At 65.5% G+C, this 10,327-nt stretch carries 11 protein-coding genes; 6 read left to right on the top strand and 5 right to left on the bottom strand.

Going from position 1 to position 10,327, the window contains the following annotated elements; genetic code table 11:
• From tuf to AC13C7_RS03790, 5 genes are all read right to left on the bottom strand, one after another.
• A partial coding sequence (gene tuf / locus AC13C7_RS03810) for an elongation factor Tu (protein ID WP_482866647.1) occupies positions 1-848 on the bottom strand: 848 nt, incomplete at its 3' end.
• A 116-nt stretch (positions 849-964) separates the two neighbouring features.
• Complete coding sequence (locus tag AC13C7_RS03805; RefSeq protein WP_446120627.1) at positions 965-1,594, bottom strand: hypothetical protein; 630 nt, start codon at positions 1,592-1,594, stop codon at positions 965-967.
• 103 nt (positions 1,595-1,697) lie between these two features.
• Positions 1,698-2,834 carry a M48 family metallopeptidase gene (locus AC13C7_RS03800; protein WP_172320158.1) on the bottom strand — a complete coding sequence of 379 codons (1,137 nt, stop codon included), beginning with the start codon at positions 2,832-2,834 and terminating at the stop codon, positions 1,698-1,700.
• Positions 2,834-4,027: a DUF898 family protein gene (locus AC13C7_RS03795; RefSeq protein WP_446120631.1), complete on the bottom strand. Its 1,194-nt coding sequence runs from the start codon at positions 4,025-4,027 to the stop codon at positions 2,834-2,836. Before AC13C7_RS03795 ends, AC13C7_RS03800 begins: the two co-directional genes overlap by 1 nt.
• An 8-nt stretch (positions 4,028-4,035) precedes the next feature.
• Positions 4,036-6,339 carry a DNA topoisomerase IV subunit A gene (locus tag AC13C7_RS03790; RefSeq protein WP_482866646.1) on the bottom strand — a complete coding sequence of 768 codons (2,304 nt, stop codon included), beginning with the start codon at positions 6,337-6,339 and terminating at the stop codon, positions 4,036-4,038.
• Positions 6,340-6,583: 244 nt separating this feature from the next.
• Here AC13C7_RS03790 and AC13C7_RS03785 point away from each other — a divergent pair, with 244 nt between their 5' ends.
• The 6 genes from AC13C7_RS03785 (at position 6,584) to trhA (ending at position 10,322) form a co-directional block, all read left to right on the top strand.
• A complete protein-coding gene (locus AC13C7_RS03785; RefSeq protein WP_482866645.1) occupies positions 6,584-7,228 on the top strand; it encodes an SH3 domain-containing protein in 645 nt (214 codons plus the stop codon).
• Between the two features lie 70 nt (positions 7,229-7,298).
• Positions 7,299-7,868 (top strand): SH3 domain-containing protein, encoded by a 570-nt coding sequence (locus AC13C7_RS03780; RefSeq protein WP_482866644.1) that lies wholly within the window; start codon positions 7,299-7,301, stop codon positions 7,866-7,868.
• A gap of 67 nt (positions 7,869-7,935) precedes the next feature.
• Positions 7,936-8,766, top strand: coding sequence for an SDR family NAD(P)-dependent oxidoreductase (locus AC13C7_RS03775; protein WP_446169441.1), 831 nt, complete (start codon positions 7,936-7,938; stop codon positions 8,764-8,766).
• A 23-nt stretch (positions 8,767-8,789) separates the two neighbouring features.
• Positions 8,790-8,993 (top strand): twin transmembrane helix small protein, encoded by a 204-nt coding sequence (locus AC13C7_RS03770; RefSeq protein ID WP_482866643.1) that lies wholly within the window; start codon positions 8,790-8,792, stop codon positions 8,991-8,993.
• Positions 8,994-8,996: 3 nt separating this feature from the next.
• Positions 8,997-9,569: a cob(I)yrinic acid a,c-diamide adenosyltransferase gene (locus AC13C7_RS03765; protein WP_482866642.1), complete on the top strand. Its 573-nt coding sequence runs from the start codon at positions 8,997-8,999 to the stop codon at positions 9,567-9,569.
• 81 nt (positions 9,570-9,650) lie between these two features.
• Positions 9,651-10,322 (top strand): PAQR family membrane homeostasis protein TrhA, encoded by a 672-nt coding sequence (gene trhA / locus AC13C7_RS03760; protein WP_235952703.1) that lies wholly within the window; start codon positions 9,651-9,653, stop codon positions 10,320-10,322.
• The last annotated feature ends 5 nt before the right edge of the window (positions 10,323-10,327 follow it).

The following is a 10,327-nucleotide window of genomic DNA, read 5'->3' as shown; positions in this document are numbered from 1 at the left end:
CCCTCACGGTCGATACCGCGCAGGAGCGCGCCGATATTGTCGCCCGCTTCCCCACGATCCAGCAGCTTGCGGAACATTTCCACGCCGGTGCAGGTCGTCTTCTTGGTGTCGCGGATGCCGACGATCTCGATCTCGTCGCCCACATTGATCACGCCCCGCTCGACACGGCCCGTGACCACGGTGCCGCGGCCCGAGATCGAGAACACGTCCTCGATCGGCATCAGGAAGGGCTGGTCCACGGCGCGCTCGGGCGTCGGGATATACTCATCGACAGCCGCCATCAGGGCGCGGATCGACTTCTCGCCGATCTCCTCGTCACGGCCCTCAAGGGCGGCCAGCGCCGAGCCCGGAATGATCGGGATGTCGTCGCCGGGATACTCGTAGGAGCTCAGCAGCTCGCGGATCTCCATCTCGACCAGTTCCAGCAGCTCCTCGTCATCGACCTGATCGACCTTGTTCATGTAGACGACCATGTAGGGGATGCCGACCTGGCGACCGAGCAAGATGTGCTCGCGCGTCTGCGGCATCGGCCCGTCGGCGGCGTTCACCACCAGGATCGCGCCGTCCATCTGGGCGGCACCGGTGATCATGTTCTTGACGTAGTCGGCGTGGCCGGGGCAGTCGACATGCGCGTAGTGGCGCGCGTCGGTCTCATACTCGACATGCGCGGTCGAGATGGTGATCCCGCGGGCCTTCTCCTCGGGCGCGCCGTCGATCTGGTCATAGGCCTGAAAATCGCCGAAATACTTCGTGATCGCAGCCGTCAGGGTCGTCTTGCCGTGGTCAACATGGCCGATCGTGCCGATGTTCACATGCGGTTTACTACGGTCAAACTTTTCCTTGCCCATGGATTCTGGTGCCTTGTCTTCCGAGGGGCCCGTGCCGAGCCCGGTTACAATATCGCGCGCTCGTTACACGAGAAGGCTTGGGAAAATCAAGGGCAAGATGGGCCAAAACACCCGCTTTACTGCAATTCCGGCGGCAGGTCCTCGGGCGGCTGTTCAATGGCCTCGACCTCGGCGGCGAGCGCCGCGGCATTGGCGGCTGCAGTGTCCTCGTCGATCGAGAACCATTCGGGATTTTCCAGCATCCACAGCTGCACCCGGCGCGCGGCATTGCGGGCCAGCACCTGCATCTGTTCCTCGCGCGAGCGGGTCAGGCCCGAGCCGATGATGGATTGCGCCGATGCGCCTTCGAAGATGGTCAACTGGCGCGGCTCCTCATGCAGCTTGGCCTGCAATTCATCGTCCCAGACATTGGCCGAGATCACCAGGATCGACTTGGGCGACAGCACCACGGGGATACCCGGCACGGCCAGCGAATAGGCATCGACATGGATCGCGATGTGATAGAGCCGCTCCCCCTCATACCCGCCGAAGCGGCGGTCGATCTCGGCGGTCAGCACCTCGATCCATTCCTCGCCGGTGGCGTTGCGCGAGGGCGGCACCTGCTGCATGTTGTCGGCCACGACAATGTTGTAGGCGAGGCGGAAATCGCCCATGTCGGGCAGGTCTTCCTCAAGCGGGTCGCTTGCGGCACAGGCCCCCAGAATCAGGACAAGACCAAGGGTGGCAAGACGGGTCAGGGCGCGCATGAAGCTCCTCCGGAGGTTGGCAGCCCGTCTTCGTTAACAAAGCCGGGGCCGGGGCGCAATTGCGGTGCGGGTCACGGGTGGATGATCGGCGAAAACCCGTGGCCTAGATGCAGATCGCCTGTAACGCGGCCCACCCTGCGCTGCTGATCACCGGCGCGCCATTCGCGGCGCCGGTATCGGCCTGCATCGCCGCCTCGATCCGGTCCCGCAGTTCGGGATGCGAGGAGATGTGCCGGAAGACTCCCATATCCTCGCCCAGGCCCTGCGCCTGCATGCGGGCGAACATGTCGCCCATCGCCGAGGGCGGCAGGCCCGCGCGGGTCAGTTGCCGGTGGGCAAAGGCATCGGCGGCGATCTCGGCCTCGCGGCTATGCGCCGAGGAGATCAGGCGCTGGCTGACGCCCGCCGCCGCCGACATGCCGACCGCATCGCCGAAAAGCAGCCCGACGATCCCGAAAGACCCCATCGAGCGGATCATGCTGCGGGTGCCGTCGCGATTGACGACATGGCCGATCTCATGCGCCAGCACGGCGGCCACTTCCTCGGGCGTCTCGGCGGCGTCGATCAGCCCGCGATAGATGGCGACCTGGCCGCCCGGAAGGGCGAAGGCGTTGATGGCGGGGTTGTCGATAACGCGAATCTGCAAGGGCCAGGCCAGATCCAGGCCATCCGTGATCCGCGCCTGCATCTGCGCCAGCGCGGCGTCGCCCTCCAGCGATTTGCATTCGCGGAACTCCATCGTCTCGGACAGGCTTTCGAATGTGGTGCGGCCAAAGGCAACCTCGGCCTCGGGCGGGATCAGGTCGGTGCCACGATCGGCCATGTAGGGGATGAGAACGAAGAGAATGAGCGCGATGGAAGCGACCGCCGCGGTGCCGAGCGCCAGGAGCTTGCCCAGGCTGCCTCGCCCGCTTCCCAGATCGGGCAGGTTCGGGCAGGCCGCCAGCAAGGCGCGGATCGCCTCGTGGTCGCGAAGGATCAGCCGCGCATCGCCCGAGCCCTGATGGGCCAGCACCAGCGCGTCGGTCCGGGCCTGGTCGGGCACCAGACGCAGGCCGTCCAGCTGCCAGATCTCGGTGGTGTTCGTGGCGGTGTTGCGCAGCTCCAGCGTGCCGCCATCGCCCGACAGGCGCAGCGACACCCGTTGCAGGGCGGGGCGGATGCCGTCGAGGATCTCGCCATAGGCCAGGGCCAGCTTGGCGGCGAATTTCGCGTCGCGTTGGGGGGTCATGGTCGCCATCAGAATGCCGCTCCTACATCGAGGGCCTCGGCAAAGCCGCCGGCCTCCCGGTTTCTGTCCACGTCGCGCTGGCGGATGCCCTGCAACACCGCGGGTTCTTCAAGCTCAAGGGTCGCGGCGACGTGGCGGACCGTGGGGTAGGTCACGAAAACCTGCCGGAAGACGCCGTAGAGAATGAAGACCGTCAGCCAGGTCAGCGCGCCGAGAAAGGCCGCCAGGTTTGGGGGCGGGTTGGTGATCGCGCCCGCATCGACGCGCCCGATCAGGTAGAGGAAGCCCACCACGAGGCCCAGGATCACCGGCGAGACAAAGCTGATCAGGAAACCCGAGATCAGGTTGCCGAAGATATGGATACGCAGCAGTTTGCCGGTGCGCGGCTCGATCCCGAATTCCATGCCGTCGCCAAGTTCCTTCAACCCGGCCATGGCGCGCAGCGAGGCGATGCGGAAATAGAAGCCCGACAGAACCAGCAGCACCGACAGAACGACGATCAGGATGATATACCAGCCGATCGTGGCCTCGTCGGTCTCACCCGCGATCAGCACCAGCACGCCGACGATGGCCGCGCCGAGCACGTAGAAGGGGATCGCCAGCGGGTAGAGCATGAAGGGATTGCCGTGCTGGCGGAATTTCGCGGTGCCGTAATAGCTGCGGTCGGTCAGGTAGCGCTCCATCTGGAAGGTCATCAGCGGCCAGAGCAGGCCGAGCGTCACGATGGCCAGGAGCCAGTACATGCAGGCCCGCCAGGCATAGCCCCAGGCACCGGGATCCATGCCGAAACGAATGCCGAGCCAGGTGGAGCGCGACAGGATATAGCGCCGGGCGCGATAGCGCGCCGCGAAGATCACGGGGACCAGCGCCAGGGGGGCGGCCCCGATCGCGTAGGTCATGTAGGAGATGTCGTTGTCGGCCATGTTGAAGGCGACGAAAAGACCGGCAAGATTGAACAGTGAGATATAGAGCGCCAGCACGATCACCGCGACGAAGAAGCCCATCAGCTTTTCCTGCGGCGTGCCGGTGTATTCCAGCGGAATCCCCCCCGGCCGGATCGAGGACCAGTACCAACGGCGCAGCTTGGTGGTGCGCCAGAACCGGTAAATCCCGAGCGTGATGACGGTCAGGAAAGAGGTGCGCAGCATGAGGGCGAAGAGATCGCCCCTGTCGCCGCCGAAATCCGTTTTTACAGTGCTCATTCAGACCTTCATGTAAACCGATTGTCGCGTGGGAAACCCCGAGGCGCCATGCGCCCCGTGGCGGCTCTCTTGCCCATCCACTCGGTCAAATCGGCCTCGGTCCGGGTCCGGCCCGCTGGATCGTGCCAGCTGAGGCCTTCGGACAGAGCAAAGCTGCGGGCGTCTGACAGGCCCCCATCCTTGTATTTTTGCAGGCGCACCCCCTTGCCGCGTGCCAGTTCCGGCATCTCGGACAAGGGAAAGACGAGAACCTTGCGGTTTTCGCCGACACAGGCGACATGATCGTCGCCGGGGCGGATTTTCGTGCAGACCGACGCCTTCACATCGCCCTTCACATTCAGCACCTGTTTGCCTGCGCGGGTCTGCGCGACGACATCATCCTCGGCCACGATGAAACCGTCGCCGGCCGTCGAGGCCACCATCAGTTTCGTGCCGGGTGAATAAATCTGCAAATCCACGATCTCGACCTCGTTGGGCATGTCCACCATCAGGCGGACAGGCTCACCCATACCGCGGCCTCCGGGCAAATTTGTGGCGGCAATGGTATAAAACCTGCCATTATTGCCGAACATGAGCAGTTTGTCGGTCGTCTCGGCGTGGAACTGGAAGCGGCCTTCGTCGCCATCCTTGAATTTCAGCGGCTGGGACAGGTCGACATGGCCCTTCATGGCCCGGATCCAGCCCATTTTCGAGCAGACGACGGTGATCGGCTCGCGCTCGATCATGGCCTCCAGCGGCACATCCTCTACCTCGCCCGCGATGGCGAACTGCGTGCGGCGACGCCCGAATTCGGTGCCCTTGCCGAACTGCTTGCGGACCTCGCGCAATTCGCTGGAAATCCTGTCCCATTGCACGGCCTCGCTGGCCAGCAGATCCTCCAGCCCCGCGCGTTCCTCCATCAGCGCGGCCTGCTCTTTCAGCAGCTCCATCTCCTCCAGCCGCCGCAAGCTGCGCAGGCGCATGTTGAGGATCGCCTCGGTCTGCACCTCGGTCAATTCGCCCTCGCCGGGGGGCGGCGTGACATAATCGGCCTCGGAGGTGGCGCGGATATGTTCCCGCCCCCATTCCTCGCGCATCAGCGCGGCCTTGGGGTCGTCATCATAGCGGATGATGTCGATCACGCGGTCAAGGTTGAGGAAGGTGATGATGAAGCCTTCCAGCACCTCCAGCCGGTGGTCGATCTTGTCCATCCGGTGCTGCGAGCGGCGCAACAGCACGTCGCGGCGATGGTCGAGGAAGGCGCGAAGAACCTCTTTCAGCGAACACACCTTGGGCGTGCGCCCGTCGATGAGCACGTTCATGTTGAGCGAAAACCGCGTCTCCAGATCGGAATTGCGGTAGAGCATCCCCATCAGCAGATCCTTGTCCACGGTCTTCGATCGCGGCTCAAGCACGATGCGGATGTCATCGGCGCTTTCATCCCGCACATCGGCGAGGATGGGGATCTTCTTGGTCTGGATCAGTTCGGCGATCTTCTCGATCAGCTTGGACTTGGCGACCTGATAGGGAATTTCCGTCACCACGATCTGCCATTGGCCGCGGCCAAGCTCCTCGACCTCCCATTTCGCGCGCAGGCGGAAGGCGCCGCGTCCCGTGCGGTAGGTCTGGGCCATGCTCTCGGGCGGCTCGACGATGACGCCGCCGGTGGGGAAATCGGGGCCTTCGATATAGTTCAGCAGCGTGTCGTCGCGCGCATCCGGCGTCTTGATCAGGTGCAGCGAGGCGGCAATGAGTTCGTCCAGGTTATGCGGCGGGATGTTGGTGGCCATGCCAACCGCGATACCGCTCGACCCGTTGGCCAAGAGGTTCGGCAGGGCGGCGGGCAGAACCTCGGGTTCGCGCAGGGTGCCGTCGTAATTATCGCGGAAATCGACGGCGTTCTCGGCCAGCCCCTCCATCAGGGCCTCGGAGATTGCGGTCATGCGGGCCTCGGTGTAGCGCGAAGCCGCCGGGTTGTCGCCGTCGATATTGCCGAAATTGCCCTGCCCGTCGACCAGCGGGTAGCGGATGGTGAAATCCTGCGCCAGCCGCGCCATGGCATCATAGATCGCGGCGTCGCCATGCGGGTGATAGTTGCCCATCACGTCGCCGGAAATCTTGGCCGATTTGCGGAAGCCCCCCGTCGAGGACAGGCGCAATTCCCGCATCGCGTAGAGGATGCGCCGATGCACTGGCTTCATCCCGTCGCGGGCATCGGGCAGCGCGCGGTGCATGATCGTGGACAGCGCATATTGCAGATAGCGCGCGCCAATGGCGCGGCTCAGCGGCTCCGATGTCTCGCGGGGGTCGTGTTGGTCTGACTGCTCGTTCATTATGGCCATGGTGATACTGCACATTTCGCGGGAGGGTAAAGCGGCCTCTGGCGGTCGGCGTGGAAAAAGTGATTCGCGGGGCTTGGCCCGGATTTTGCGAAAGTGTGGCAACAATCCGGGCAGATTCGCATGATTGTTGTCGAGACGTCGGAAATCGCAGGCAAAATTTCGTGCGCACGGCAAGGTGCGGTAACACTACCATCCGTTAACCATTTGCCATCGCCATGAGGGGCCGCCCAAGACGATGCTGCGCCTGTCCCTGTTCCTGATTGCGCTCGCCGGATTCGGCGCGTTGGTCGCGCTGCCCGATACCAGCCCGCGCGCCACCCTGCCCGCGGACACAAGCAGCGCGCTGGTCTATGGGGCGCAGGCGCCGCCCGCTCCGCAGCCCCAGGCCCGGGCCAGACCGCCGGTCCGACCCACCGCCGCCCTTGGCGCGTTCCTGTCCGAGACGATGCGCCGGGAGGAAAGCGACGCCAATGACGACCTGCTGACCATCACCACCGCCGACGGCGAGGTGATCCGCATCGCGGCCGAGGTGCCCCCCGGCATGATCCGCGACAGCCTGATCCGGATCGAGGCCGATGACCGCCACGCCGAGGCCCGCCGCTTGGAAGAGGCCAATGCCCGCGCTCGGGACGCCGTCGCCGCCGTCACCCGCGCCGCCGTCGGCCCGGAGCTGCCGCCAGATGTCGTCTATGCGACCGGGGCCTATATCAACCTGCGCTCCGGCCCCTCGACCTATTACCCGGCGGTCGGGTACATGAACTACGGAATGGCCGCCGAACGGCTGGAGGCGCTGGCCACCGGCTGGACCCGTATCCGCATCCTGGAAACCGGGCAGGAGGGCTACATGTCCTCGGCTTTCCTGACCACCCGCGCGCCCTGAGCAATAATAATCGGGAACCCAAAGGGGTCACATCGGTTTTGTTTACATAACAGACCCGGAGGACCCCGCCATGATACGCATCACGATCGCCGCTTCCATGATCGTCGGCCTCGGTGCCACCATTCCGGGCGATCCGAATGATGACGAGACTGCCGCCGCCGCGCGCCATGCGCCCGCGCCCGCCATCGCCGCGCCATCCCCGGCCCTTGAGGCCGCCGCGCCGATCGCCCGCCCCTCGCCTGACCCGCAAATGTCGATCACCACCGCCTCGGGCGAGGTCATCCCCATCGCGATGCGCCTCAGTCCCGGCGACCTGGGCGCAGGCGTCATCCGCGTGGCCGCGCCCGACCCCGCCGCGCTGGCCGTCGAGATCGCCGCCCGCAACGCCCTGATCCGCAGCCGTTTGGCCGCATCCGCAGAACAGCCCAGGCCCGACGCGTCCCTCTTCGAGGTTGCGGGCAATGCCGTGAACCTGCGCGCCCGCCCCTCGGCGGAGGCCGTCGTTCTGGGCACCGCCCTGCACGGCGCGCAAGCCCGCCGGATCGAGGATATGGGCAATGGCTGGAGCCGGATCGAGATCGTCGAGACGGGGCAGACGGGTTTCATGGCCACGCGCTTCCTGCGGGCCGCCGCGCCCTGAGGCCGCTTGCCCTCGCCCCTGCCCTGCCCTAACTGATGGCGGCGGGCGGGAAAGAAGGGCCAGGCACGTGACACGCAGCGTTCTCATCACCGGATGTTCGTCTGGCATCGGCTATGCCTGTGCCCACGCCATGCAGGCGCGCGGCTGGCAGGTGCTGGCCACCTGCCGCAAGGCGGAAGATACCGGCCGCCTGCGCAGCGAAGGGCTGACGGCGGGGGTGCTGGATTACACCGATTCCGCCAGCATCGAGGCCGGACTTGCCTGGGCGTTGGAGCAGACCGGCGGCAGGCTGGATGCGCTGTTCAACAACGGCGCCTACGGCATGCCCGCGGCGGTGGAAGACCTGCCGATGGACGGGCTGCGCGCGATCTTCGAGAGCAATTTCTTCGGCTGGCACGACCTCACCCGCCGCGTCATCCCGGTCATGCGGGCGCAGGGGCACGGGCGCATCGTGCAGAATTCCTCGGCCCTCGGCTTCGTGCCCCTGCGCTGGCGCGGGGCCTATGTGGCCACGAAACACGCGCTGGAGGGGCTGACCGACACGCTGCGCATCGAGATGCGCGGCACGCCCATCCATGTCAGCACGATCCAGCCCGGCCCCGTCACCTCGCGGTTCCGCGCCAACTCGCAAAAGCAGTTCGAGGCCTGGATCGACTGGGAAAACTCGGCCCGCGCCGATCAATACCGCGACTGGCTGATCCCGCGCTTCGAGGGTGAAAGCGACAAAAAAGCCCCGTTCGAGCTGCCCGCCAATGCGGTCGTCGTAAAACTGATCCACGCCCTGGAGGCCCGCCGCCCCCGCGCGCATTACCACGTGACCACGCCGACCTATGCCCTGGGCGCGCTCAAGCGCATCCTGCCCACCCGTCTGATGGATTGGGTCATCGCCCACGGGTGACATCAGGCCCGAAAGGAACCGATATGGAAACGCTCTTCTTCACCCTGGCGCTGATCGCCACCGTCGCCGTCGCGATCATCCTGCTCTTCGGGATCGGCACCTTCCGGCGCGGCGGCGAATTCAACAGGCGCAACGCCAACAAGATCATGCGCTGGCGCATCGCCGCGCAATTCGTGGCTGTGATGCTGATTGCCGCCTTTGTCTATATCCGCAACTCGGGAGGGTAAGCCATGGTTGTCCTGAACAAGATCTACACCCGCACCGGCGACGGCGGCGACACCGCGCTCGGCAATGGCGATCGGGTCGCGAAACATTCCCCCCGCGTCACCGCCTATGGCACGGTGGATGAGCTGAACGCGACCGTCGGGCTGGCCCGTCTTCATGCCGAGGGCAAGATGGCCGGTCAACTGGCCGCGATCCAGAACGACCTCTTCGATCTCGGCGCGGATCTCTGCCGCCCCGAGATGGAGAAGGATGCCGAGGCCGAATATCCGCCCTTGCGGCTGGACCCGGCCCAGATCGACCGGTTGGAGCGCGAGATCGACGCGATGAATGGGGGGCTTGAGCCGCTGCGCAGCTTCATCCTGCCTGGCGGAACACCGGCCAGCGCGCATCTGCATCTGTGCCGCACCGTCGCACGGCGGGCCGAGCGGCTGGCGGTGGAGTTGAGCGGCATCGAGGAGGTCAACCCGGCGGCGGTCAAGTTCCTCAACCGGCTGTCGGACTGGTTCTTCGTCGCGGCGCGGGTGGCGAATGACCAGGGCCGGGCGGATGTGTTGTGGGTTCCGGGCGCGAACCGGTAAGCATTCCGTGTGCTTCCGTAACGTAACCCTCGGCGGCATATAGGTTTCTTAACCAAGGCACCCTAGGCTTGGAGCCCACTCATGAAAGGCGGCCCCATGGTCTTGCAGCGTCATCCCCCCGTCTATTCCCGCGCCGAGTATTTCTCGGATGCGGCGATCCATGTCTCGGGTATCGCCATTGCCGTGGTCGCGGTGCCGGTGCTGATCGTTCTGGCCGCGATCTGGGCGGGCGATGCGGGCACGCTGACCGCGATTGCCATTTACGGGGCCTGCCTGCTGGCGATGCTGACCTGCTCGGCACTTTACAACATGATCCCGAAACCCGCCTGGAAGGACCGGCTGCGCCGCCTCGACCAATCCGCGATCTACCTCAAGATCGCGGGCACCTACACGCCGCTGGTGGCCCTGACCGGGTCACAGGCCTGGCTGCTTCTGGCGGGCATCTGGGGCGTGGCGCTGGCCGGCGCGTCGCTGATCCTGTTCGGGCCGCTCTGGCTGAAACCGCTCAGCACCGGGCTCTATCTGGCGCTTGGATGGGCGGGGGCGATCTGGGGCGGGCCGCTGGTCAGCCTCGTCAGCGGCGCCAGCTTCCTGCTGCTGCTCATCGGCGGGCTGCTCTACACGATCGGGGTGCCGTTCCTACTGTGGCAGCGCCTGCCGCATCACAACACGATCTGGCATGTCTTCGTGCTGGCCGCAACAGGGCTGTGTTACGGCGCGGTCATCGTGGAACTGATCAGCCGCGCCGCGTAGGGCCG

Source organism: Alterinioella sp. B-7 (assembly GCF_056857775.1).
The sequence above is the reverse complement of the archived record's forward strand: the minus strand, read 5'-3'. Positions and strand labels throughout refer to the sequence as shown.

Bases quoted from the DNA above. Each gene is read 5' to 3' on its own strand.
- AC13C7_RS03805 (WP_446120627.1), bottom strand. From the start codon at position 1,594: ATGCGCGCCCTGACCCGTCTTGCCACCCTTGGTCTTGTCCTGATTCTG.
- AC13C7_RS03800 (WP_172320158.1), bottom strand. From the start codon at position 2,834: ATGGCGACCATGACCCCCCAACGCGACGCGAAATTCGCCGCCAAGCTG.
- AC13C7_RS03795 (WP_446120631.1), bottom strand. From the start codon at position 4,027: ATGAGCACTGTAAAAACGGATTTCGGCGGCGACAGGGGCGATCTCTTC.
- AC13C7_RS03790 (WP_482866646.1), bottom strand. From the start codon at position 6,339: ATGAACGAGCAGTCAGACCAACACGACCCCCGCGAGACATCGGAGCCG.
- AC13C7_RS03785 (WP_482866645.1), top strand. From the start codon at position 6,584: ATGCTGCGCCTGTCCCTGTTCCTGATTGCGCTCGCCGGATTCGGCGCG.
- AC13C7_RS03780 (WP_482866644.1), top strand. From the start codon at position 7,299: ATGATACGCATCACGATCGCCGCTTCCATGATCGTCGGCCTCGGTGCC.
- AC13C7_RS03770 (WP_482866643.1), top strand. From the start codon at position 8,790: ATGGAAACGCTCTTCTTCACCCTGGCGCTGATCGCCACCGTCGCCGTC.
- AC13C7_RS03765 (WP_482866642.1), top strand. From the start codon at position 8,997: ATGGTTGTCCTGAACAAGATCTACACCCGCACCGGCGACGGCGGCGAC.
- trhA (WP_235952703.1), top strand. From the start codon at position 9,651: ATGAAAGGCGGCCCCATGGTCTTGCAGCGTCATCCCCCCGTCTATTCC.